The sequence below is a fragment of the Marinomonas sp. MED121 genome (assembly GCF_000153025.1).
Lineage (GTDB): Bacteria > Pseudomonadota > Gammaproteobacteria > Pseudomonadales > Marinomonadaceae > Marinomonas.
This window is the reverse complement of the sequence record NZ_CH672432.1, coordinates 308,929-333,580: the sequence shown is the minus strand read 5'-3', so window position 1 is coordinate 333,580 and position 24,652 is coordinate 308,929. Positions and strand designations below refer to the sequence as shown.

The window sequence follows — 24,652 nt, the reverse complement described above, 5'->3', positions numbered from 1 at the left end:
GCTATTAATTTAACTAGATTAAAGCTCTGGATTTTTAGCTGTCCATGCTTTATCAAGCGCCGCTAGGTTTTCATTGTTATCCAGTTTCATCACTTCTTCTAACTGAGCGTGGTGCTTTTTATAAAGCGAAATATAGCTATCTTCTTCGCAGCGCTTTTTATAGAGTTCAGGGAGCATCTCAATATCTTTTTTACGAAAGATGTTTTTCAATCTATGTACTTCATAGGGATCAATGCCCAACTGATTCATGGCAGCTTCTCCCATGTTGAGAGCAGTGCCAAAGGTTTCTGAATAAATTTCAGTTACCCCTAAATCCATGAGCTCAAAGGTGGACTCTCTATCTTTAGTATTAAGTATGATTTTAAGGTGAGGGTAGTGTTTCTTTGTTAATTCAACGAGATGTTTAACTAGCATAATATCGTTAAAACTAATGATTAAAACTTCTGCATTTGCTGCACCTGCCGATTCTAATAAATCTAATCTTGTGGCATCACCGTAATAGACTTCAAAACCTAACTTTCTTAGGACTTCAACATTGCTGGCGTTATAATCCAGAATGGTGGGCTTGATACCGGCAGATAAAAGAAAGCGACCAACATCTGTACCTAATTGTCCAAATCCAGCAAGAATTACTTTCTGATCGCTTTTATCGATGACATCTTCTTCAATATCATTTTGTGTATCTAAATCGTCTTTGTTCATTTTGTCGTGTAAAACAAACAAAATTGGCGCTAAGAACATAGAAATAGCAACAGCAGATATAAGGGGTTCAATAATATCTATTGGAAGTACACCGCTGTTTTTGGTGAGTTGAAAGAGAACAAAGGCAAATTCACCACCTTGAGCCAATGCGATTGAAAACAGTAGTCTTTCTTTTGACTAATGTGCCGCGCCGCAATATTTCTCTTAAAAATCCGCAATATTTATTGTTTTAGAAAATTCAGTATGTAGGTTAGTTTGCCCACATACTGGAACCTCTCTTCAAGATTAAGTAAATGCATTCTGAATAGATTTTAATTTGGACCTGCGTCAGGGTCTGAATTAATAGTAAGAAAGGGTGACTTGCTTCTGACCTTACTTTCAATGCGGTGATCATAAACATTAAGATCTAAACCGATATTCCCCTCAAATGAAGATGGGACTTGGCTTAGAGGTTTATTAATATTCTGAAACACTTGGGCAGCGAGCTCTTCTGATAGGATAGGTTTAACAAGTTCAGAAATAGACTTTCGATATTGCTTGGCATCTTTTAAAGATTCTTGAGATTGTACGAAGGGCTGCGGGTAACCCGATTCTCTCCATTTAGCAACTTCTTCATCTTCGCCTTCATTAAGGGAAGATGAATAAACAGTGGATGAAAAAATAGTTGCACCACGACCAAGAACGGCTGTTAATCCTTTTGATGATTTAGAACCACCGTTTTTATTATCAACCAAATCTGTGCCAGCACCCATACCTCTTGGCCCCAGGTTAACGACATAAACAGGGGTTGCACCAAGGCTATTTAAACCACCTTTACCCTTATCACCCAAAATACCGCCAGCACCAAATGTCTTCTTAGCCCACATACCTGCATCCAATGCTTTCTTAGCAGCAATCACTGTACCAATGGCATAAACAGATGCTTCCCCCCATTTTAGCCAACTTTGAATAGATTCTTGATCTACGCCATTAATAGCGTCAGCGATATCTTTTATTGGTTCTGCAAGTTCTTGATATGCAAATTCAGAAAACGAATTATTAAGCGAGGTCATAGCGCTATTGAACGTAGCTGCATTTTTTGCTGCTGCTTCTTGAGTAGCACCTAACTCAGCGCTTCCGTCGATCATCTTTTTAATAAGCTGTTTATTGTCCTCGCTATATAGAGATGCTAGTCCTTGTATCCCTGTCCCATCAAAAACATCACCTAATTTTAAAGGGTCATTTTTGGCCCTATCCAAAACTTCCAGTAACAACTCCACTGGTTGGCGTAGTTCGGTTGTACCTTTTTTAAAAACATCAATCCCTTGTCGATCTAAAAACTCTACTTTCTTCTTATCTGAAAATGTTTGTAGAACTGCTTGAATTGACGTTAACGCCTCATTAGCGTTGCCTTTAGATTTAGCAAATAATTGAGCAAGCGCACCCATTTGTAGAATCGCATCAGCACCTTTTCCTTGATATACGGAAAACAATTGAGAACTAATTTCTGCCAAATTTTTTACGCTCACGCTACCAATAGCAAACTGACCATAAAGCTGGTCCATGACATTCATTACACTCTTTGCATCAGTCACTTCTTTTTCGCGAAATTGAGCAAAAATAGTGCCTGTAGTTTCTGCATCAACACCAAAGGCCTGCATGAACAACCCCATGTTTTGAAGGTTTTCTGTGAGATATTCCATATCACCAGTTCTTCCTAAAAATTCATTTACACCATTTGCAAGTTCAGTTGTATCTATTCTTATATCCTTTTGGTTAGATATTTCTTGAACCGATTGAGTAAGGGCTTTTACTTGATCATCTGATAGTTGGGCATTAGTACCGATACGTGTCATTTGCTCTTCAAAGTTGCCAACACCGCGAACAGTTGCCCCTGTAACAACGGTTGATGCAAGGCCAACATAGCGATTACCTAGCCTATCAATACCTCGACTAGCAGCCTTGGCTGAAGTATTAATCATACTCATTGCTCGTTTATTTTTACGTGCAAACTCGCTCATAGAGCCGCCATAACTTCTAGCTTTTGCTGCGAGGTTACCTGCTAAATTAATAACTATGTCGGTTTCAAGTTTTTGAGCCATGATGTGCTTACCTCTACATATTAAATGGAAAATAAGAATTTAGTTATCTAGCTTTTAAGTAAGGCTCTTCTTATTTCGCCATACTTACAGCTATGCTTGTTCGTTTTTATTGAGTAATAAATGGTGCAATTACAATTTCAACATCTTTGTAGTAAATATTTGAATCGCCGCCAGCAACTAATACTTTTTCAAATAACCCTTTGGTAACTGCACGATTATCGTAGCCAACCATAATAGTTTACAGCCCTTATTGATGGGGTTTGCGTTGCCACTTTTACCAATTTCGGGGTAGAAAAATTTAGTCCTTGGGTATAAGTATCAGACATCAAAACAAATAAAGTTTTCTATAATCTGTGACTCGATTAGCATTTCTGACTCCTCAATAATTTTACTTTTAAGTCATTGGTGTTAGATATTTAGTCATCATTTTTTCTTGATGCTCTTTAAAGCTAGCGCCTGCCAGAGAACCATATAAATCATCAAAAACTAAACCTAAATATCGAGACCTACGAGTTCCAGGAGGAAATGAGCCTGAAATCATTTCAGAAATAACGACATAGTCTCTCATCAACATTTCTTGTTCTGCTGCAAGGGTAGATAGTTGAGATTTAATTCCCTTGTGTACAAATTTCAATAAATCTTGCTCTGCTCTTTTCACCACTTCACTTGCAGCTACTTTGTCATTATTAGCTTTGTTTTTAAGATAATTTTCAATATTAGATATAAGCGTTTCACAGGCTTGATATTGCTCTTTTAAGGCATTACATTCTGCAGTTAACGTTTCAGCGGCAGGTTGAGTTAAAGCCCCTTTCAGCTCTTTTTCTTTATAAGTTACTTGAGTACCTAGTTTTTTTAAGCGAATTGATTGAGTTATCTTTTCATCTTGATAACTTTGGATTTCTTTCTCTTTTTCTTGATATGCAATCTGCGCATTTTGAATAGCGGTTTGTAGTGCACTTAATGACATGATTTACTCCCTTTAGATTTATTTTGATCAATAATTCTGTATACGCTCTGATTACTGATTTTGTAATTTTTAGCTAAGTCAGCCACGCCCACACCTTGTTTAAAGTGCATGATGATTTCTTTATGTAGCAGAAAAGAACGAACACTTCTTTCTTGTGGTACATAAACTTGAGCTCCACCAAACTCGCGAGTAATACCGAGTAAAATATCTACTGCACTAATTGCCTGCTGATTTCGTGACTTTTCATCTAAGACTTCTGTGATAATTTTAAGAAATACCTGCCCTTTAGCGGATAATGATGCAACTAGCTGCTCATCAGGTTTCTTGCTGGATATAATTAGAGTTCGGTTAGCATCGGTCATGAATTATTGCCCTTACTGATTGTTCTGAAATTTTATATTTTCTTGATATTTCAAAGTAATTCCGGCCATTAAACTCTTTTTTCATGAGCTGACGAGCAATTCGTTCACAGACCTTATCCCCTTGGGGGAGATACACGTACATTCCTCCAATATATGAAGTTAACTCTAGTGTTAAGCGAGAAGATAAGGCACTGCTATCAACAACAGACTCTTTTTCAAGTATTGTAGAAATTAAAGTCTGAATCTCCCTGAGCAATTTTGGCCAGCTGTCTCTTACGTCATTGAAATTCAATAACTCAGGGTTTTCTTTTAGCGCTTGAACTGCTATCTGTATTTTATCGTCTCTTTTCATGATCAAAACCTCGCTATCTGCCTCATATATAAAGCGTTGCCCCATACGACACCTCCGCCATGCCAACAGAGAAAGGTGCCGCATGAGCAAACTAGCATTTGAGAGGAAGACAAATGCTACTGTATGAACGGTTACCGTTACCCAACCTTTCCGTTCATGCTTTATAGGTTAACGGGTGTGAATTATTTAAATAATTAACGTCTGTTTATCTATCGCTAAGATATGTTTTTATAAAGGAAAGAATTAGTAAGGTATGAATTATGAAAAGAATTGTGTTTAAAGCAGCTTAAAGTTGTTTTAAGGTGTTTTGCCGTTAAGTGTAAAGATAAGAGGTTAAAGCGGCTTAGAATGGCTCTGGATGGGACTAATCAAAAAATAAAGGCCGCATCTGCGACCTTAGATTTCATTTCTTTTTAACTCCGATTTGTATCAGCTCCTCAGCAAGCCGGATGGCCGCACTTAAATCTTCCGTGTTAATGCTGTCATTCGCAGAAAGATCACCCAGTAAGTCACTGATCATCCGCAATAGAATCAGGCCATTTGAAAGCACTTCTTCTTGGTTGATGAATATGGATGTATCCGACAACGACACCACACCTGAATTCATATTGATAAAATTGCCAGGTACTAACATGATGACGCATCCTCTTTGTTGTTCATTTCAACACCCATACGGATCAAACCTTCTGAAATTCGTAGTGCATTTAAAAACTGATCGTTAACACCCTGAAGCCCTATCAATATCGCTCCGTTCTTATCTCGGCCTTGACCAAGTTCTTGCAATAGCTCAAGTAAGCTCAGCCCATCTGATAGTATTTGTTCTGGCGATTCCAGTAATAACATGGAAGAGTAATCATGCAATTGTAGCCAGGTTAAATCGTTATTTGTTTGCATCTTAAAGCTCCCTAATAATATCAACACTAACCACGTCTTCGCCCAATGAAGCGGCTAGATTCATTGCACGGGTAGTTAGGTTATTAATGACCTGAGGATAAACCATACTGCCAGAGACGGAACGGCGCGTTCTTAAACGCTGGTTCATTTCAAGGATGGCTTCAGGAGTCATAATCTTCGTTATATCAGCACCGTTATGCTCAAATTTGTGAGTCAAATACTTATCCAAATCATGATCCATTGGGGACATGACGACCACCATACAACGACGAATAAACTCACGAAGTTCGTAATGGCGGCGCTCATCTAAGCGATCAGATAACTCAGTTTGACCAATCAATAAAATACCAAGCAGCTTTGAAAAGCCGTCTTCAAGTTCCCAAAAGCGTTTAAGGTATTTCATGACAGGAACGGTTAAATCATGGGCTTCTTCAATGATCAAAACGTGACGCTGTCCGCCTTTAAAAGCCCCCATCAATAAGCGTTCCACTTGGCGAGCTTTTGCTTCCATGCTGCGCTTAGGCGTCTCACTGCTAATATCATCAATAATGGCATCACAAATCCCCGCTGCTGTGGCGCGTGATTTATCAATAATCTTAGGTTGAATGATCGTCACATCACCATCCTTGTGTAAATCATCAAGGAGCATACGACGAAGTACGCTCTTGCCTGCACCAGAGTCTCCAACTACAGCGAGGATCCCTTGATTACGGGCAACGTCTTTCATGGCCGCGAGAACGTAGCGAGCATCTTCATTCAAGTACACATCACGACTGTCGCGGATATCATTGATGAATGGGTTACGGAACAATTTAAAGTGCTTCATTGCTTCTTGTGTTAACATTTGATTCTCCAGTGCCATGTCTTCTGGCTGTTGATTTAGCTGCGGTGCTGGGGCTTGGTCAGCGGGTGCGACCGTTGACCAAGCCATCTCTTCTTCGATACCTATTGTTTTTAAATACCCTTGAACGCTCTCAATAAAACGCCTTGCGGTACGCTTTGGCGGAATATTTGTACTCACGGCCTTATGCACCGTTGGGTAAGATAATCCGATTGCTGTCGCAAGCGTGGTAATGGATACGTTTCTATCGCTTAACATTTGCTTGAGCGTAACCGCCATGGTCGTCCCCCCATTGTCCAATAAAAACATTCATTTCAGATTCAGTGGCCCCATCAGGAAAGCGAAGTTTCAAGACGTTACGCATCACTTCAAACTCACTTTTACTTGGGTTTAAATGCGCTTTAACACGGGTTAAAAGTTTAATAAGCGACATAGGTTTTTCCGTGATCATAGGCCCCTTAATGCTCATTTCTGTGCCTTTACGTTTCATGAACAGTGGCGCGGTTTGTTGGTTAATATCTGCCAATGGATCCACGTTATGATCATAAGCAACAGCTTTACCTTTGCTGCGAGCCTTTTTGATTTCTCTACCGCTATCCGTTCCCCATGCCGCCGCATCAAGCGCCTTACGATTGCGATCACTATGGGTCTCACGCATGGCCGAAAACTGTTCACCAATAACTGGCGAACTAAGAGGAAAACCAACCAAATCTTTTTCTATCGCCTTGGCCTCATGAGTATGCTCAAGACCGTCAATATCAACGCTTAATACTCGAATATCTGGAGCCGAATACGGATTTACATATACTTTGACTTCTTCGCCAGCCACAATGTGCGGGATGTGCTCAAGGCTGTATTCCTGCGCACCGTAGCCTTTAGGAGCAAAGCTAATGCTCAAGTTGTTCGCTTTAACAATGCGGGTTTCAGGCTTCGTCTGTTGGATTAAGCTTTTCACCAATGCCACATCAGGAATGAGCCTTAACTGCTCCTGTCTGATGGTTTGCCAAAGTCCAAAACGCGTACTTTTATGGCGGCTGTGCTTGATCCTAGATTGAAAGCCGATAGACCACTTAATCACCGCGGCATTCAACTCTTCAACACTGTTCACAGTCATAAATGACAAACGGCTCTCAAACTGTCTTTCCACTAAGTTATGAGTGGTCTCCACTTGTCCCTTAGCCCATGGCTTACCGGGTGTATGGGCAATATGCTTTACTTGAAGCGTGTCCAGTAAGTGCCTTGTTTGGTGTGCGATGTTGGCCGAGCCTGCGTCCCAAATCATAATCTTGGGCACACCGAATAACAGCTCACCTGTATCGCGCTCGCAAAAGGCTTCAAACAAAAATTGTGTAATCGTTTCCGTGTTTTCACCTGGAGCCATGTAGTAGCGAACAAAAAACGCCCCCGTGTAGTGATCGGTAATCAAATACCTTAAAACACGATTATTCTTAATTTTCTCTAGGTTATCGGGCTTGTTCTTGTAGAACTCGCTCTCAGGCATAGCCCGTAAACCTTTGTCATTTTTGAGGTAATACAATACACAAATAGACACATCAAACTGGTGCACATGGTTAGGATGCAATGAGCGCATCGTTCGCGTTGTTTCTGCACTGTTCATGTGATCTGGGTGTAATTTGTAACGTTCAAATGCACGTAACACGGTACTTGGAGACACATAGCTATTCAGCAAACCGTTTGCCTGAGCTAAATCTATAGCCGTTTTAATCGTCATCAACCGCTTACCGTTATCGCGTTCACTTGAACGAATAAGCCCAGCGATAGCCTCCGCTTCTTCACGTGTAATTAGGCTTTCACCCTTATCAGTACGTGCCTTACGGTTACTATCGCGTCCTAGCGCCTTCATACGGCGATATAGTTTGTCTTTAGACCAACAAAGATGGTCACAGGCTCTTTGTAAAACAGCACTACGATCACCACGTCCAGCGGCATCTAGCTCATTGATAATGCTCTTTATGTATTGAGCTTGCTCTAGTTCCAATGGATTCATAAAGCCTCACGCCAAGTTCATTAATTCGGCATTGTCTTTAAAAGACTCAAGCTGTCTTAGTGCAGGCTCTGCCATGCCAAGGTCTAGCGCCATATCAAGAAGGCGGCTCAAAGCATGGTAAACGGCATCACCACAAGCTTCATTTAAATCGGTTGGGCAACTAGACGTTTCTTGAGTGGTTTGAATAGCATCACCTAGCCGCGCAATTCCTTTATCTATATCAATTTCAGAAACAGACAGCTCTGAACGTAAACGAGCATGAAGTTCTTCTTCTTTTTTACGACGTTCCACAGGAGTAAGCTTTGCTTCTAGTTGCTTGGTTAGCGAGTTAATTTTCTTATCTTTATCAGAAAGAAGACGCTCGCTTGATTGGCAATCTTGCTCAAGTTTGGCAATATTTTGTTGCATGTCTGCTTTTTCGATTCGATGCTTGTGAGCCATTTCCTCAATGAGGTCTAACGCTTCTTCTCGGTCTGATACCTTGATTTCACCCTCATCGACGATTACTTTAAGCTCTTCTTCTGGTAATTTACGAAGTTTTTTTAGATCTCGTGTCGTCATACCAAGTGATTGCATTGAGGCAAGCGCGCTTTCGCCAAACATTTCAAGGTTTCTTAAACGGTCATCAACAGATGATTTGGAGGTATGACATAAATTGCAAAACTCATCCCAAGTTCCCAGTAATGTAATTTGCTTTTCGCCAGCGCTGTCTGTAACTGTGATTACTTTCCCCTTCAAAGCACGGTAACTCTTGCCTTCTTTTACCTGCTTCAAAACTGATAAAGAGACAGCGTCGGCGAATTTTGCCATTGTCTGTGACATTTGAAGGCGACCTAAGATAAGCCCCACGTCTATATTGGCGTTGTCTCCTTGACTACTTGCATCATTCAAGGCTTCAACAGCATTCATCTCTTCAGCCTGTTCTAGAGCATTCTCTGCTTTCGCTAACTCATGAGTGATATTTGTCATCTTATAGCTCCTTACCCGTTATGCTTTGATACGCCGTCTTGGTGGCCTCTATGTGCTCAAGAACAGCTGTGCGATAGTCATGTGCTGACTTTAGAAATTTGGCGGCAACTTTCCATTTTTGAGCTTTCGTGCCCTTGATCTTGTAGGATTCAACCCAGCCAGCCGCTTCTAATGTGTACAACGCACGGTTCACACCTGTTTTTGAGCCAGATGTGCGAGGAATCAGCTCTATAAGGCTATAGCCCTCAAGCGGTTCTTCTAATAAAACGTCAAAAGTTTTGAGAATACTGAGTGTTGAAGTGTTAATTGAGTCAGTCATTAGCTAAGTCCTCCATCGTCAAGCCAGCAGAATCGAGTATTCTCTGCTTAAGCTCAGAGGATTTGGGGCCAGCCCAAATGCCTTTTAACGCCTGAGCTGCATTTTGCCGTGCAACATCATTATCCAAACACCAGCGAGCTAAAGAGCTTCCTTGTAATATAAAACCAGCTTTTACTTTGTTATAAAGCTCATTTTTTGGAGGAATGTTTTTGACCGATTGACTTTCCACATCATCATGAAACGATTGGTTTCGTTGTTGAATAAGCCAAGACCACGAACGATTAAAACTAGTTTTTGAGGGGGCTCGCTCCTTGCCAAACTTATTAATAGAAATTTCCAGCACTTCACGCTGAGTCATTGTCTCAAGTGGTAAAGTAATAATATAAGCCAACATCTCAGGGTCATGTTTCAACTTAGATAAACGGCGTTTAGTAGAGCCATTTGGACTGAAGCCTTCAATCAGATCATTACCAACCTTATCAAAGATGATTTTTTGATCAGGTTTACTGTAAGCCGCTAAAATAGCCTCAATAAGGCTAACCGCCAGTCCATCTTCCAAATAAAGCTTCGCCATTTTATTCTCCTATCTCAGGTGTAGTAGCAGTTAAATTTTCCTGATTTATGTCGTTTGCAGGGCCTTTAAGTGCCTTTAATTCCTCTAGTGTCATGCCGGAAGCTGAAATGATTCTTAACCTTAAATCTAAGGCTTTTGGGCCATTCCAAGATCCGAGCAGGGCAGATCTTACATTCTGAGTTGACACAGAGTTCTTCTTGCACCATTCAGTTAATGTTGTTCCTTGGGCAACGAATTCCCCCTTGATCCGGTTGAACTGTTGAATTGATACAATTGCTGTATTTATATCCACTATCTTTACCTCTATTATTGGATTAGGCTATTGAGATGATTTATTTATTAATAATAGGCGGATAACCTACAATGTCAACAAAAAAAGCGGCGTTTAAGTCTAGTTTTGGCGTAAAGTTAAAAGAGATAAGAAAACTAGGAGGCTGGAATCAAGAAGTTTTAGCAGCTCAACTGGGGATATCTCGAGATACTTTGAGTCGCTATGAAAGAGGAGAATTATCTCCCTCTTTAGAAGTTTTTGGGAAAATGATGTCTATCTTCTCAGCGCTAGAGATCACAGCAGAAGATATGCTTGCAGGTGAGGAAGCTTATAATTCACTTCCCACTCTAAGCCTTAAATCAGTAGGCTGGGCAAAAGGTTTTTCATTTTCTAAAGGTGGTGCTTTCATTGTAGGAGCGGGTCAAGGAGACCTGTTAAGAATAATTGAAGAATTCACATCAATACTTCCAGAAGGGCATATTTTTTCTGAATCTTTAGAGCAGTTAATTCAATATTTAGATGAACTGGAAACTCCAATTATCGAAGAAATGGAGTTAGTGGTTCCTATAGCCCAACATTCTGCAAAACTAACGCCGTTATTGCCCGAGGCAAAGACTGCTGAGCAAGCGATGTTTGATAAATATCTAGCTGAAAAAGAAAAATCTGAAAGCCTTCAGAAGCAGTTGGACAAGCTATCAACTGGAAAAAAGAAAATCACACAAACAATAGCTGGTACAAACCATACAATAGCCGGAAACGACATAAAAATTGAAAGGTGAGCTCTGATATATGGAAGAAAAAGATGTGAATCAGTCTGTGAGTGGTGAGAGACATCAAATAGCTGGGCGCGATATTAACAATCATGCTTCTCCAGAGCCTGAGTTTGATGAAGGTAACCCCCACAAGGTTTCATGCCCCCAATGCGGTAGGATAACAGGCCGATTTTCTGCCTTTTGCCGTAACTGTGATTTTGAAGTTAAAAACTATTTTGATACCTTGCATATAGAAGAGAGAAAAGCCGCTATAAACAAAGAAAGGCTTTTTATGAGGAAGGCAGGCGGGACTTTCATTGGGGTAGGCGTATTAACAATCTTCGTTTGCAATTACTTTGGGGTTCAGAGCTTCGACCCTTATCTCTATGCTTTCGGAGGGATTGGAATCGGATTATTCATACTGAACTTTATAAGGCCAATTTAGATGTACTGACTCATATTAGATTTAGCCATTAATCTGAAAGCGTGGCTAAAAATTAGGCCAATTTCAAGTTTCAATTTTGTATCAATGGATAGGTTACCATGAAATTAGAATCCTCAGATAACGAGCTGTATGAGCAACTTGTCGAGCTTCGAACCAAAAAGGAAGAGCTTCAAAGTCTCTTAGATCAAGGGAGGCATGAGTGTTGTGATCATTTAGTTCTTCGTACAAGGGAATTTGGCGGTGGTAAACACTTTGTTAACCAATGCCAGCAATGTGGTGAACAGAGGGGTACTTCTTTAAGCCGTAAAGAAGCGCTTAAACTTAATGCCGGTGTTGAGCCTCCATTATATGACGACTCAATTACTATTGAGCGTGAAGAACATCGAAGTTATTTATCAAAGAGCTGGAACAATGCACATGCAGAAGAAAGGCGAATTACAGCTCTCATCCATGGCTGGTCTTTTGAAAATGTTCAGTATAGTTTTACACAAGAACAGAAACAATTAAAAGAAGCTAACGATCGTCTTAGTGAGTTACTGACAGAGTTTGAAAAGGAGTTTGGTGAGGGAAAAGTGATTGACTGCCTTATTAAGCAAACAGTAAGCCGCAAAAAACGCAAATATATTGAACGTCAAAATACAACAAAACGTTTCAGTGATGAAAAAGAATTGAAGTCTTGGTTCATTGGCAAATTTAATCGTGACTTCTATATATATGAAGAAGTTTCGGGTATACATTTAGCAGAAGGGGTCAATGTACGAATTGATTTTGTTTTATACCCAAGGCCACACCTTATTGAAGAAGGCTTTATTGACGAACCTTTCGGCATAGAGGTCAAATATTTTAAGCAAGAGTCTGGATTTACTCACAAAACTAGTCGCGGTATCTGGCAAGCAATAAGCTACAACGATTGCCTGTTCAATCTTAATGGTCATGAGTTCAAAATAAAGTTCTGTCTTTTGTTTTCAAATTTGTCTTTTTCGGCTGAAACAGCGCTGATTAAAAACCTCGGTTATGAGGGAGAGAACGATCAAATGGAATGGAGTGGGATGCTTCATGTCGCAAACCACGCAAGAGTTGGTGTCTTGTCTGTTTCCGGAGACAAAGAGTTAATGAAAGGCTGGGTAATGCGGTTCGCTGGCGGGACTTATTTTTCTTCCTCTTCATATAACAATGAGGTTTCATATCGTCGCTCCAACTCCAATACCATAAATAAAATACGAATTGGAAACTTTTAACTCTGATCAGGTTAGGCTTCGTGCTAGCTAATAAGACATTCACATAGCTCATAGTAAGTAGGCATTTGTCATCAAATGTCTACTTGATAAATAATCGGAACACTCGTTCCTAAACTATGTCCGCCTATGCCCTCATATGCACTGATAATCCCTAATCAAATGCCCTTTATCTTGATTCCTTCCTAGTTATATTGTGGTTCTGAATAGACTAATGCGAAAGACTCTGCCGATTAGCACTAATACAAGCCATTTAATGGCGATTAAACCGACTGTCATACCCAGAATTAAGACAATATTGTTGCTGATTAGTGTGAAGTTTAGACTGGCTCCAATTGATATGAAAAATATGCCTAAGAGCAAGCCTTTAAAAGGTTCAATATCACTTTCTAATTCATGACGGAATTCACTGTCGGCAAGTACAACGCCTGCTAAAAAAGCCCCTAAAGCCGGTGAAAGGCCAACCGCCATCATTAATAAAGACGTACCTATGACAAGCGATAAGGCCGCTGCCACAAAGATTTCTCTCACCCCAGTTTTCGCGATGACGCGAAACATAGGATGACTCGCATATTTACCTAAGGCGAGTACCAACAAAATCGCTGCAAATGTAATAATGACTTGTAAATAATTAGGTAGAATACTGATATCGATTAGTACGGATGCGTGATGATCACTGCCTAAAACAGGCAGTGTGGCTAGTAAAGGGATAATGGCTAGCATGGGAATGACAGCTAAGTCTTGAAAGAGTAAAACAGCAAAGACAGACTGACCTGCCTCTGTTTTCATCTTGCCCTTTTCTTGCAAGGTTTGTAAAACAATGGCAGTTGAAGACAGCGCTAAGATAAGGCCAATAGCCACAGCTTGTTGCCAAGGTAAGAAAATCGCCCCAATGGCGGTGATAATGGCACTTGTTATGAGTACTTGGGAGCCACCAAAGCCTAAAATGGGTGTTTTTAATTGCCATAATAATGAGGGTTTTAACTCTAAACCCACAAGAAATAGCATCATGACAACACCAAACTCGGTAAAGTGCATGATCTCTTCGATGTCATGAATTAAAGATGCACCAAATGGGCCTATGATAATACCGGCTATCAAATAGCCTAATACCGAGCCAAGCCCCAGTTTTTTAGCGATAGGTACTGAGATGGCGGCAGCGGTTAAAAAGATGAAAAATTGCAGGAGAAAGGCTTCCATCTTAATGCTCCTTAATTAGCTGGTTGAGGTGTGTATTTAGCTGCTCTAATTGTTTGGCTTCTTCTATATCGATTAGTGAGTCTCTAAGTGCCGTTATTATGCGTTTATAATCTTGTGCGAACTCGAGTGTTTTCTCTGTACTAAGTCCTCTATGAACACCCGTTACAGCAAAGGGTGGCAACCAGATAAGTCCGCATAATTTAGCTGTTGCTTGTAATGGTGCACTCAATTCTTTCAGGGTAAATTGGTTGTATCCATCTGTTTGGTATGATGACGCATCACCACCTGTTGAGAGTGCTTGAAAAATGATTTTACCGCTTAAGGCCTTACCATTAGAGCCATAAGCCCAGCCGTGCTCTAGTACTAAATCCATCCACTCTTTCACGATAGCTGGGGAGGAGTACCAGTAAAACGGATGTTGGAAAATAATAATATCGTGTGCTTCACATAGTTGTTTTTCATGCTCTATATCAATCATAAAGTCTGGGTAGTTGGCATATAAATCATTTACCGTAACGCCCTCAAGCCCTGTAACCGCTTTACGTAGCGCTTTATTTACTTTTGAGCGAGACTTTGCTGGATGAGAAAAATTTATCAGTACCTTTTTCATCAAATTGTTCGCCTAATTCAGTTACACAACAAGGTCAGTTTCTGTCCATTAAACTGAGTCTGTACTATTAAGGGCTTTAAATTTTCTTCCTAGCGCACTTTTTAGAATAGAAAAAAGAGACATAGAAAAACTGCTCTCTATGCCTCATAGAAACTTAAGAATTTAATGCATAAAGATTGAGCTTCTTACATTTGTTCACTGGATTAAAATCTATATGAAAGCTCAATCTAGAGCGTTAACTAGTTAATTTCTTGAACCTTCATGACAAGCTCATTCCAGTTACGTTGGTTTTCAATATCGTGTTCTAGACCTTGCTCGTCTGCAATGGTGAAGCGCTTAATCGCGGCTGTTTTACTTGTTGCTTGATACAGCCAATAAGCTTCGGCTTTAAGTGCTTCATCAATCGGCTTATCAATGGATTCATAAACCGCTTGTTTACAGGCATTGATTGATTCTGCTGGAAATTGTGAGATACGCTTGGCGAGGCTATCTACGTATGGACCGATTTCATCTGCGTCAAAGGCTTTGTTGATTGTGCCGTAAGCTTCCGCTTCGTTCGCATCAAAGTCACGAGCGCTTAGGATAATTTCAAGGGCTCTGCCTAAACCCGCTTGCCTTGCCATACGAGATGTGCCGCCACCACAAGGTAGAATCCCCATACCGACTTCCATCTGCATAAGTTTATATTTACCGCGGGCAGCAAATCTCATGTCTAGCGCTAAGGCAAGCTCATGACCACCACCACGAGCAAAACCTTCCAGTTTAGCTATGGTTGCTTGTGGCACCTTACTGATTCGTTCACAAATTGCTTGTAGATCTAATAGTTGTGCCTCGTCTCGAGACACGGCTTCTTCAGACATGTCCTTAAGTAGCTCTGTGTCGTAATGACAAACCCAAATCTCTGGGTTAGCCGACTGAAACACGACAACTTTCGTGTTGCGATCTCGCTCTAATCGCATGGCAAGGCTATTAAGATCAGCAAGCATTTCTTGACCTTGTACATTCACTGAACCGAAGTTAAATGTGACTGTCAAAATGCCTTCATTCTGCTCAGTTGTGAAAGTTTGAAAACCTTCATATTTCATAATCAATTCTCCAGATAATCGTATTTGGGCTAATCACACTTATTGATAAAAGGCTTATCAGGTGTGTATTGAAATACTAAATTATTCATATAATTTTTATTATTCTTGATAATGGTTAAACACTTTTAACAAAATATTAATAATTAAGCGTTAACTTGAAGAAAAGTGAAGATATGTTCGTTTTAAGCTAAGGATGATGCCGATACTTGTTCAATCCGCTAAACTAAAATAAAAAGCAATCTAATCGAATAGGGTGTCTCTGCCTTACTCAACTTTATATATGTGTTGAATTACTCTGAGCGGATTGCAATAAACTGAATTAAACGCGTAATACAATGGAAAGATAAATGGCAACTCGCTACCTTCAAAAACTCTGTCTGATTTTAATGATTTGCTTAGCTCAAACGGGGTTTGCTAAGGAGACAGCAGAAGAGCTTTTAATCGTTAGGCCTGATGGCTCTTGGCCTCCCCATGAAATGTTTGTAGAGGGTGAGCTGACAGGTTTTCATATCGAGCTAATACAAAAAGTAGCCGACGCCATCCCCCTTAAAGTGACCTTTGAAAGCCTTCCTTGGAATCGAGCCATTGAAATGATTAAAAAAGGTGACGCCGATGCTATTACCTATATGGGGAAGACGAGTGAGCGTGAAGCATTTGGCTATTTTTATGAAGGAAACGTTCTTTCAAAAGCCACAGTTGGATTTATTATAGAGAAAAAGTATATCGATGATATTCATTTTTCGGGTGAGCTCAGTTCATTAATGCCTTATTCGATTGGCACTGTGCTGGGATTCTCTTATCAAGAAAGGTTTGATGAAATGACATCACTTAATAAAGTGAGTATTGCCGAAAATGAAGAAAATCTTTTAAAGATGCTGTTAGCAGGGCGCATGGATATGGCAATCGGCCATGTTGGTGATATTGGCTATCATGCGAAACGTATTGGTGTTGAAGATGAAGTGGTGTTTTTAAAACCCTATCTTACCGAGGGGCGAGAGCACTATCTTGTATTTGGTAAGGCTAAAAGTCATGGCGCCTTGGCTAAAACTTTTTCGGATGCCATGAAAGCCTTTAAATCAACATCTGAATACTTAGGGTTACAGCAAAAATACGGGCTTGATGATTAATTCATATTTGATGTCTTTTCTGGCTTAAAGCGCATTTAAAAACTTTCTAAGCTAAGTTTTCTCAGTTTTCTCATTTATTTATATCATAACGTTCAATGATGTGTTCCATCCTCCCAGTCTAAGGTTAAAGATACTTTTCAAGGATTGAATTAAGCTGAACTGCCCTGATTATCTGTATTTGAAATTCAATTAAAAAGTCATTTAAAAGGACCTAATATGTTAGTTGTGCACCATTTAAACCAGTCTCGCTCTAAGCGTGTTCTTTGGCTACTTGAAGAGCTAGGTATGCCATATGAACGCATTGATCATGAACGAGATCCTGTCACGCGTTTGGCGCCAGCTAGCTTAAAAGCCATTCACCCTTTGGCAAAAGCACCTATCGTTCAGGATGGTGAAATTACCTTATGTGAATCGAGCACTGTATTTGAATACATTCTTGATCAAGATAGTGAAGGGCGATTAAGGCCTAACAAAGACACTAAGGCATATTATCAGTATTTAGAGTGGTCTCATTTTGCTGAAGGCTCATTAGCCTTACCTGTTATGTGCAAGTTATTTATGGGGCTAGAGGAAAGAGCAGGTAATCAAGCTATGGATGGTTATATTGCCAAAGAGATTGCGTTAGATTTTGGTTATATTGAGTCAGTATTGGCTGAACGAGATTATTTCGCGGGCCATGAATTCACCGGCGCAGATATCATGATGACGATTATGTTAGAAATTTCAGCGAGCTTAGGTTTGCTTGATGGTTTTACTCATACAAAATCTTACCTTGATAAGGTTCAAACACGTCCGGCTTATATAAAAGCGGCGGCCCTTGGCTAGCTCTGAACGAGTAAAGAGTGTATCTAGTGCTTTGAAAAAAGCCCCATCAAGTTAGCTTTGATGGGGCTTTTTTATTTGAGGCGCTATTTTGAGGCACTATTTTGTTGAGGCGCTAAGTCTATGAAGACTCAGCACTCATCTTATTTTTTCTTTAATTCGTGAAGTTCTTCACTAAACCAAATTTTGCGTTTAAAGCGAGGGTTCTTAGAAGACATATCAATCTTGTAAGGGTTTTGCTCGTGGCTTTGTGGTAAATCAAGAATGTTACATAGTTCTTGCGCTAACCATTTTTCTACTTTAAGTACGACCATCTTCTTACGTAGACGTCCTTGAACATCACGGTTAAGAATAGTAGGTAATGTATTAAGGGTTAGGATTTCACCGAGTGCAGGGTGAGCCATTTTTTGACGACCTTCGTCACTTGCATAGAAGTGAGAAACCGCAAATACCATACGTTCTGGATTGATTTTTTGTAAGAACTGGCAAGATTTAACAACGGTAGAACCTGTACGTACCATGTCATCAAACAAGATAATGCTAGCGCCATCTAAGCCATCAAATGTGTGTTCACTTTCTTTATGAAGCGTGATTTCAACTTTACGCTCAGCAGTACGCTCTTTATCAAGCATAATAAACTTCGCTTTGCTAAGGCCTAATGTGTTGAACATTTTTTGTACGAAGCTGCGAGCGCCTTTATCTGGAGCACAAAGTACGAGTCCTTCACCATCTTCCCCATAATCCAAAATGTTGGAATTAAGTAGGTAGTGAGAATAAATTTCGTAAGGAATTAAGTTGTGAAAATCACCATCAAAGACTTCAGTGAAGATCTTCTGAACTGAGTCTGAGTGGTTATGGATCGTCATCACGGTATCCACACCAGAAAGTTTTAGCATTTGAGCATATAGTTTGGCAGTGAAAGGCTGACCATCAAACTTTTTAACATCGTTAATATCACGATCGAAGCTTGTTTCCCCTAAGTCTTTCGATGCACCACGATCCTGTGCGCTATAAAATAAATCTGGCTCAACCAAAATAACGCGCTCAGCGCCATTTTCTTTTGCCGCTCTTGCAATGATTAAGTTGGTCATTGCTAATTCTTGACGGCTTTTAACAAGGCTACCTGTACTGACAATAACAACCGCTTTGCCTTTTAACTTACGACCTATATTTTCAAAATCTGATTCATCCGAAATGAAGCGTGGGCAAAACTCTGAGTTCATGAATTGTTTCATGCTGATGATATCAGCGATGTCATCATGTTGGCCCATAGCGTAGGCGACATCAATAGCAAAAGGGTTATCAGAAGAGTTACTTACTACTACGACATTAGATGACTGGTTTGTCGACAAAGTCATGAGAGATCCTTTGTTAGGGATAGGGGATTTGCGCAGATTCTAATACTTGTTAGCCTCATGCGATAGAGTCATTTTGAAGAAAATTTAAAATTTTATTTAACTTATTTATAGAATTAATGAGTTAGCTTATAAGTTTACGAAAGTCTTGATATTACTGACCTTTAGGTCAGATTTTTCATTGGTGTTTTAGTAGACAATCTTTCAGGTTTAAGCGGTGTTTTAAACTGGTTCAAACAAAAATGAGAGTCGTATAGAAGGCGTACAATATTTATATATAAAATGAATCTTTGTATCTAAATATTCGTTGCCGTTTTAATTTTTCACATCATTAGGTTTTACTTGCCTGTTTAACTCACGCATTTGAGCCCATGGCCCTTTAGTAAGGGGTTGATAACCAACTTATAAATGAAGAAGTGAGAAAACGAATTTACTTTCTAGAGATACTTATGACGCTATAAAACTTTCTTATTTGATAAGACTGCAAGCTTTCCTATTAAATCGATTGATTAAACTCGCTAATTTTTTGCTTAGCAAAGACTTTTTAGAACACTATTTAAAATCGAGGCACAGATGGCTGAAGAAAAAATAATTATACCGCTAGACGAAATTGAGCAGAAAACAGCGCAAGCTTTAATCGCCCATGGTGCAGCAAACTGGGTTGCCGTTGAAGTGGCTAAAGCAGTAAGACAAGCAGAGTCTGTGGGTAACATGATTTGCGGTCTTTTCTATTTAGAGAGTTATTGCACTCAACTTAAAACAGGTAGAGTGAAAGGGGATGTAGACCCGATTGTCAGTCAACCAAAATCTTCTGCGATTGAAGTAGATGCACAACTTGGCTTTGCGCAAGCGGCATTCGCAAAAGGTTTTGAAAAAGCTATTTCAGTGGCGAAAGAAAATGGCATCGCTTCATTAGCCATCAGACATTCACACACATGCACATCAATGGGTTATTTTACTGAGCAAATTGCTAATGCGGGTTTAATCGCGGTTGGTATGACGAATGCGCCAGCATGTGTGTCGCCACCAGGCGGTTCAAAAGCAGTATTAGGCACTAACCCTATCTCAATGGCCGTTCCAGCAAAAGATGGCGGTATATCCTTTAAATTTGATCAATCGACCAGTGCGATAGCGATTGGTAAAATACGTATCGCTGCAGCTGCTGGTGAGAAAATACCTTTTGGTTGGGCTGTCGATAAAAATGGCGAGCCAACGGATGATCCGGTAGCAGGCCTTGAAGGTTCGCTTGTTTCAGCGGGTGGCTACAAAGGATATGGCTTTGGTTTGATGGCAGAGATTTTTGCCGCGGCTGTAACTGGATCAAACAATAGTGTGAATACGCCGCCGCTTAAAGCTGCTGAGGGTGGTCCACATGATCTTGGCCAATTTTACTTTTTATTAGACCCTACTGTTTATTCAGGTGATGCGTTCTGGGATAGACTAGAAACACTAGAAGAAGCGGTAAGTAGCCAGCCAAATGCCAGATTGCCAGGCTCTAACAAAGAGGTCGTTTCTGAAGTCGCTATTAGCAAAGTGCTTTGGGATACCGTACTTGATTTAGCATCTAAATAGCGCTTTCAAACGACTTAACATCTCTTTTTAAGTAATCTAATATCGCTTTTACGTGATTTATTAATCCCAGTGTTATGCACTGGGATTTTTTGTTTTAAGAATGCATGGAAAATGGCTGATAAGGAAAGCGCTAAGACGCTAACCTTGAAATGGCGCTAGCTGTTGCGAGTAATTGTTCTTTGGCATTTTCAAATTGTTCTTGGTTGTTCATGATTTGATCAGCACCTGAGATGTTAATTGCCGCTATTGTTTGACCGAGGTAATTGGTAATAGGTGCTGCAATGGCTGTGGCATTATCAGAGCGGTTGCTTGAGAAGCCTCGCCCCCATTCTTCTTTTAAAAGCTTTTTAAGCTCTGGTAGGGATTGTGGATGCGGCCCTGGGTAAATATCAAGCTGAAGTGTTTGATACATAGCATTTAGTTCAATATCACTAAGCTGTTGCAATAAAACACGTCCCATTGCATTGGTATGACAAGGTAATCTTGAGCCAAGAGGAATATTAACCGATAAGCGCTGGGACGCCTGAGCACGATAAATATATATAGTTTCTAAACCATCACGAATACCTAGGTGGCAAGAAATGGAGGCATTGTCTCTCAGTTCGTTGATATAAGGTGATGCGATATCAACTAAGTCTCTACCTGCTAAAAACGCAAAGCCACGGGAGACAACTTGTGGTCCTAGTTCATAGGCATTTCTTGTTACTTTCTTTAAATAGCCCATATCTAACAGTGTTTGCACTATACGATAGGTTGAGGAAGCACTAACACCAAGGTGCTCAGCAAAATCTTGTGTATTTAATACTCTTTTCTCTCTATTAAACATCTCAATGATCTGTAGTCCTCGAGATAATGCTGGTACGTGATATTCAGGGCTATTACTCATAGTTAATTCCATATTTGATCAAAGTTTTCATATATAAATTACTTTGTGCATTTTATGCCATTTTTAATGTTTTTACTTTCAAAAATGATTTATTTAAATATATTTGAATTCAATAGCGTTGAAAAGCATGATTTATGTGTTTTTAAATTCATATTTGAATAAATGATTTATATGTGGGGATATTGTTGTGGCTAAAGAGTTCGTATTAAAAGCATCTTGTGATGCCGCTAGCGGGATTGTCGCTGCGGTTTCAACTTACTTAGCAGATCAAGGTTGTTACATTGCTGAAATGCATCAGTTTGACGATGAAGATAGTCAGCATTTTTATATGCGCGCTGTTTGTCGAATTGAAGGTGAGGACAACACGATTGCATCAATCCGAGATGGTTTTAATGAGCGGGTTTCTCGATTCAATATGGATTGGGAGATTGTCGGTAATGATGAGCCAGTAAAAGTACTGATCATGGTGAGTAAATTTGACCACTGCTTGGACGATCTTTTATATCGCCACCGTAAAGGCGAGCTGCCAATGGAAATTACGGCGATAGTATCAAACCATAAAGACTTGAGACCTATGGCTGAGCGTGAGGGTATTCGATTTGTTCATTTACCTGTTAATAAAGAGAATAAGGCGAAGCAAGAAGCGGCTTTATTAGACATTATTTCTGAAACAGAGACTGACCTAGTTGTGCTCGCTCGATACATGCAGATTTTGTCAGATTCTCTTTGTAAAGAACTTAATGGTAAAGCGATCAATATCCACCATTCTTTCTTACCTGGCTTTAAAGGTGCTAAACCTTATCACCAAGCACATGAGCGTGGCGTTAAGCTTATTGGTGCGACGGCACACTATGTCACATCAGATCTAGATGAAGGCCCAATCATCGAACAGTCTGTCCAGCCAGTTGATCATACTTATTCACCAGAGCGTCTTGTGGCTGTGGGTCGTGATACAGAAACGGTTGCACTAGCTAATGCGGTAAGAATGCATCTTGAGCATCGTGTTTTCATGTATGGCAATAAATCTATTGTTTTCAAATAGGCGTGTGGAGTAGGTGTTATGACTGTTCGAATTGATGGTAAAGCCCTGGCCGATGACATTGTTGAAAAAGTAGCCCTCGATGTTGCTGCTTTTAAACGAGACCAGAAGGTCACGCCAGGATTGGCTGTTGTGCTGGTGGGTGAAGATCCTGCAAGCGCTGTGTATGTAAGAAATAAAGTAAAGAGAGCCAATCAGGCTGGCTTGAATTCAACAGAACATTATTTGGCAAAGGATACCAGTCAAGAAGAACTGGATAAGCTAATTAGCCAGCTTAATCAGGATGACAGTGTGCATGGCATTTTAGTGCAGCTGCCTTTACCAAAGCATCTAGATGAAAGCCATGTCATTGAAGCAATTTCACCAGCTAAAGATGTAGACGGCTTCCATCCGCAAAATGTTGGTAACCTAGTGACAGGTCAAAAGTCGCTTATTCCCTGTACACCTTTGGGTTGCATGATCATGCTAAACCGCGAGATAGATGATTTATCAGGTAAAAATGCGGTGGTAATTGGTCGTTCAAACATTGTCGGTAAGCCTATGGCAAGTTTGCTTTTACAAGCTAATTGTACCGTGACGACAGTCCACTCTAAAACTCAAGGTATTGAATCAATTTGTCGAAATGCTGACATTCTAGTTGCCGCAGTGGGCCAAGCGCTTCTTGTTAAAAAAGAATGGGTTAAGCCTGGCGCTGTGATAATTGATGTAGGGATAAACTCCGTTGAGGTAGAGGGTAAGAGGCGTTTGTTAGGGGATGTTGATTACGATCAAGTCTCAAGCATAGCGGGAGCGATTACACCAGTGCCCGGTGGTGTCGGACCAATGACGATTGCCTGTCTGATGCAAAATACGTTAACCGCAGCTCAGCACCAATTAGGTGTTTAAAAAGACTGATGTTAATTCGATTTTTTCTTTAATGAGGATTTTTTCATGCCTTTTTCCTTGCTGAAATATGGTTTAAAAAACGATTATCCATTTGAAAATGATGTGGATTTACCTACACCAACAGATCTAAAAAAGCACTATGACGTTGTCATTATTGGTGGTGGTGGTCATGGTGTTGCAACCGCTTATTATCTTGCTAAGTACCACGGTATTACTAATATCGCGATTCTAGAAAAAGGATATTTAGGAGGCGGTAATACAGCGCGAAACACGGCGGTTATTCGATCTAATTACCTAACCTCTGAAGGGGTTAAGTTTTATACCGAGTCAGTTGATCTATTTAAGCAGCTATCGAATGAGTTTGATTTTAACATCATGTACTCATCTCGTGGCCAGCTAACACTTGCTCATACCGATGCTGCAGTAAGATCTTTTAGGCAGCGTACTGAAGTGAATACACATTTCGGTGGTAAAACTGAACTGATTGATCCGCAGCAAATCAAAGAACTTGTACCTACTCTGAATATGAATCCAGCAGATATGCCCGTCTTAGCAGGCTTGTGGCATATCGATGGAGCCACGGCTCGCCATGATGCTGTTGCTTGGGGTTACGCAAAAGGTGCCACACAAAGAGGCGTGGAATTACACCAACTCACTGAAGTCGTTGATGTTATTACTGAGAATAACAAGGTTACTGGCGTTAAAACTAATCGCGGTACAGTGAAATGTGGTTGCGTTGTACAGGCCGTAGCAGGGCATAGCTCAATTGTTGCTGCAATGGCGGGCATTAAAATGCCAATTACCACTTACCCATTGCAAGCTATGGTCACTCAACCTGTTAAACCATTTCTTGATCCTCTCGTTAGTTCTTCTGCATTGCATTGCTATGTTCAGCAAACGGGTCGAGGTGAAATTGTTTTTGGGGGAGGTTCTGACCCTTATCCACTTTATAACACTCGCTCTACCTTAGATTTGAAAGAAAGCTTGCTGGCTAGTGCTATTGAAATGTTTCCCTTCATGGCAAATCTGAAACTTATGCGCCAATGGGCAGGTATCACAGATATGACATCAGACTACAGCCCTATTATGGGGTTAAGTCCCGTTGATAATTACTATCTAGATGCGGGTTGGGGGACTTGGGGCTTCAAGTCGACACCTATTTGCGGCAAGACAATGGCAGAACTAGTCGCTAGCGGCGGCAAAGTGCCTGATTTGATTGCGCCGTTTTCTATGGATAGGTTTGATGTGTTCCGTCAAGTAAATGAAATGGGTGCAACGGCTGCTAGCCATTAAGGGGTT

Annotated in this window: 28 protein-coding genes; 9 read left to right on the top strand and 19 right to left on the bottom strand. The window is 40.3% G+C overall.

What is annotated here, in order from left to right; all coding sequences use genetic code 11:
• Positions 1–18 precede the first annotated feature (18 nt).
• From MED121_RS16765 to MED121_RS16705, 14 genes are all read right to left on the bottom strand, one after another.
• Positions 19–849 (bottom strand): NAD-binding protein, encoded by an 831-nt coding sequence (locus tag MED121_RS16765; protein ID WP_009834929.1) that lies wholly within the window; start codon positions 847–849, stop codon positions 19–21.
• A 164-nt stretch (positions 850–1,013) separates the two neighbouring features.
• Positions 1,014–2,783, bottom strand: coding sequence for a phage tail tape measure protein (locus MED121_RS16760; protein ID WP_009834928.1), 1,770 nt, complete (start codon positions 2,781–2,783; stop codon positions 1,014–1,016).
• A gap of 106 nt (positions 2,784–2,889) precedes the next feature.
• Positions 2,890–3,015, bottom strand: coding sequence for a hypothetical protein (locus MED121_RS24645; protein WP_009834927.1), 126 nt, complete (start codon positions 3,013–3,015; stop codon positions 2,890–2,892).
• A 162-nt stretch (positions 3,016–3,177) separates the two neighbouring features.
• On the bottom strand, positions 3,178–3,750 hold the full coding sequence (locus MED121_RS16755) for a hypothetical protein (protein ID WP_009834926.1): 573 nt from the start codon (positions 3,748–3,750) through the stop codon (positions 3,178–3,180).
• A complete protein-coding gene (locus tag MED121_RS16750; RefSeq protein WP_009834925.1) occupies positions 3,741–4,112 on the bottom strand; it encodes a Mor transcription activator family protein in 372 nt (123 codons plus the stop codon). Before MED121_RS16750 ends, MED121_RS16755 begins: the two co-directional genes overlap by 10 nt.
• Positions 4,099–4,509 (bottom strand): Mor transcription activator family protein, encoded by a 411-nt coding sequence (locus tag MED121_RS16745; RefSeq protein WP_009834924.1) that lies wholly within the window; start codon positions 4,507–4,509, stop codon positions 4,099–4,101. Before MED121_RS16745 ends, MED121_RS16750 begins: the two co-directional genes overlap by 14 nt.
• A 358-nt stretch (positions 4,510–4,867) precedes the next feature.
• Positions 4,868–5,098, bottom strand: coding sequence for a hypothetical protein (locus MED121_RS16740; protein ID WP_009834923.1), 231 nt, complete (start codon positions 5,096–5,098; stop codon positions 4,868–4,870).
• Positions 5,092–5,358, bottom strand: coding sequence for a hypothetical protein (locus MED121_RS16735; protein ID WP_009834922.1), 267 nt, complete (start codon positions 5,356–5,358; stop codon positions 5,092–5,094). The genes MED121_RS16740 and MED121_RS16735 overlap by 7 nt, the downstream gene beginning before the upstream one ends.
• A gap of 1 nt (position 5,359) precedes the next feature.
• Positions 5,360–6,478: an AAA family ATPase gene (locus MED121_RS16730; protein ID WP_207382834.1), complete on the bottom strand. Its 1,119-nt coding sequence runs from the start codon at positions 6,476–6,478 to the stop codon at positions 5,360–5,362.
• A complete protein-coding gene (locus MED121_RS16725) occupies positions 6,444–8,207 on the bottom strand; it encodes a DDE-type integrase/transposase/recombinase (protein WP_009834920.1) in 1,764 nt (587 codons plus the stop codon). The genes MED121_RS16730 and MED121_RS16725 overlap by 35 nt, the downstream gene beginning before the upstream one ends.
• A 6-nt stretch (positions 8,208–8,213) precedes the next feature.
• Positions 8,214–9,176, bottom strand: a complete 963-nt coding sequence (locus MED121_RS16720; protein ID WP_009834919.1) for a hypothetical protein — start codon at positions 9,174–9,176, stop codon at positions 8,214–8,216.
• A gap of 1 nt (position 9,177) precedes the next feature.
• Entirely contained in the window at positions 9,178–9,495 is a 318-nt protein-coding gene (locus MED121_RS16715) for a hypothetical protein (protein ID WP_009834918.1), read from the bottom strand.
• Complete coding sequence (locus tag MED121_RS23820; RefSeq protein ID WP_009834917.1) at positions 9,488–10,069, bottom strand: hypothetical protein; 582 nt, start codon at positions 10,067–10,069, stop codon at positions 9,488–9,490. Before MED121_RS23820 ends, MED121_RS16715 begins: the two co-directional genes overlap by 8 nt.
• A gap of 1 nt (position 10,070) precedes the next feature.
• Positions 10,071–10,361, bottom strand: a complete 291-nt coding sequence (locus MED121_RS16705) for a hypothetical protein (protein WP_009834916.1) — start codon at positions 10,359–10,361, stop codon at positions 10,071–10,073.
• Positions 10,362–10,432: 71 nt separating this feature from the next.
• Between MED121_RS16705 and MED121_RS16700 the strand changes: the two genes are divergently transcribed.
• From MED121_RS16700 to MED121_RS16690, 3 genes are all read left to right on the top strand, one after another.
• Positions 10,433–11,119, top strand: a complete 687-nt coding sequence (locus MED121_RS16700) for a helix-turn-helix transcriptional regulator (RefSeq protein ID WP_009834915.1) — start codon at positions 10,433–10,435, stop codon at positions 11,117–11,119.
• A gap of 10 nt (positions 11,120–11,129) precedes the next feature.
• The gene (locus MED121_RS16695) at positions 11,130–11,537 is read left to right on the top strand and encodes a hypothetical protein (RefSeq protein WP_009834914.1); all 408 of its coding nucleotides are present in this window, start codon (positions 11,130–11,132) and stop codon (positions 11,535–11,537) included.
• A gap of 98 nt (positions 11,538–11,635) precedes the next feature.
• Entirely contained in the window at positions 11,636–12,775 is a 1,140-nt protein-coding gene (locus MED121_RS16690) for a hypothetical protein (RefSeq protein WP_009834913.1), read from the top strand.
• A 186-nt stretch (positions 12,776–12,961) separates the two neighbouring features.
• Here the strand turns inward: MED121_RS16690 and MED121_RS16685 are convergent, their stop codons facing one another.
• From MED121_RS16685 to MED121_RS16675, 3 genes are all read right to left on the bottom strand, one after another.
• Positions 12,962–13,972: a monovalent cation:proton antiporter-2 (CPA2) family protein gene (locus MED121_RS16685; RefSeq protein ID WP_009834912.1), complete on the bottom strand. Its 1,011-nt coding sequence runs from the start codon at positions 13,970–13,972 to the stop codon at positions 12,962–12,964.
• Position 13,973: 1 nt separating this feature from the next.
• Positions 13,974–14,582 carry an NAD(P)H-dependent oxidoreductase gene (locus tag MED121_RS16680; RefSeq protein WP_009834911.1) on the bottom strand — a complete coding sequence of 203 codons (609 nt, stop codon included), beginning with the start codon at positions 14,580–14,582 and terminating at the stop codon, positions 13,974–13,976.
• A gap of 239 nt (positions 14,583–14,821) precedes the next feature.
• The gene (locus tag MED121_RS16675) at positions 14,822–15,667 is read right to left on the bottom strand and encodes an enoyl-CoA hydratase/isomerase family protein (protein WP_009834910.1); all 846 of its coding nucleotides are present in this window, start codon (positions 15,665–15,667) and stop codon (positions 14,822–14,824) included.
• A 347-nt stretch (positions 15,668–16,014) separates the two neighbouring features.
• Here MED121_RS16675 and MED121_RS16670 point away from each other — a divergent pair, with 347 nt between their 5' ends.
• Both MED121_RS16670 and MED121_RS16665 read left to right on the top strand, forming a co-directional pair.
• On the top strand, positions 16,015–16,794 hold the full coding sequence (locus tag MED121_RS16670; RefSeq protein ID WP_009834909.1) for a transporter substrate-binding domain-containing protein: 780 nt from the start codon (positions 16,015–16,017) through the stop codon (positions 16,792–16,794).
• A 216-nt stretch (positions 16,795–17,010) separates the two neighbouring features.
• On the top strand, positions 17,011–17,619 hold the full coding sequence (locus MED121_RS16665) for a glutathione S-transferase family protein (RefSeq protein WP_009834908.1): 609 nt from the start codon (positions 17,011–17,013) through the stop codon (positions 17,617–17,619).
• Positions 17,620–17,759: 140 nt separating this feature from the next.
• On the opposite strand, the gene MED121_RS16660 is transcribed toward MED121_RS16665, so the two are convergent.
• Positions 17,760–18,974, bottom strand: coding sequence for a phosphoribosyltransferase family protein (locus MED121_RS16660; RefSeq protein ID WP_009834907.1), 1,215 nt, complete (start codon positions 18,972–18,974; stop codon positions 17,760–17,762).
• A gap of 570 nt (positions 18,975–19,544) precedes the next feature.
• Between MED121_RS16660 and MED121_RS16655 the strand changes: the two genes are divergently transcribed.
• Entirely contained in the window at positions 19,545–20,543 is a 999-nt protein-coding gene (locus MED121_RS16655; RefSeq protein ID WP_009834906.1) for an Ldh family oxidoreductase, read from the top strand.
• A gap of 130 nt (positions 20,544–20,673) precedes the next feature.
• Here the strand turns inward: MED121_RS16655 and MED121_RS16650 are convergent, their stop codons facing one another.
• A complete protein-coding gene (locus MED121_RS16650) occupies positions 20,674–21,429 on the bottom strand; it encodes an IclR family transcriptional regulator (protein ID WP_085987762.1) in 756 nt (251 codons plus the stop codon).
• Between the two features lie 187 nt (positions 21,430–21,616).
• On the opposite strand from MED121_RS16650, the gene purU reads away from it, so the two are divergent.
• From purU to MED121_RS16635, 3 genes are read left to right on the top strand one after another with little or no spacing between them, the layout of a single operon-like run.
• Positions 21,617–22,471 (top strand): formyltetrahydrofolate deformylase, encoded by an 855-nt coding sequence (gene purU, locus MED121_RS16645; RefSeq protein WP_009834904.1) that lies wholly within the window; start codon positions 21,617–21,619, stop codon positions 22,469–22,471.
• 18 nt (positions 22,472–22,489) lie between these two features.
• Complete coding sequence (gene folD, locus MED121_RS16640) at positions 22,490–23,353, top strand: bifunctional methylenetetrahydrofolate dehydrogenase/methenyltetrahydrofolate cyclohydrolase FolD (RefSeq protein ID WP_009834903.1); 864 nt, start codon at positions 22,490–22,492, stop codon at positions 23,351–23,353.
• Between the two features lie 45 nt (positions 23,354–23,398).
• A complete protein-coding gene (locus tag MED121_RS16635; RefSeq protein WP_009834902.1) occupies positions 23,399–24,646 on the top strand; it encodes an FAD-dependent oxidoreductase in 1,248 nt (415 codons plus the stop codon).
• Positions 24,647–24,652 lie beyond the last annotated feature (6 nt).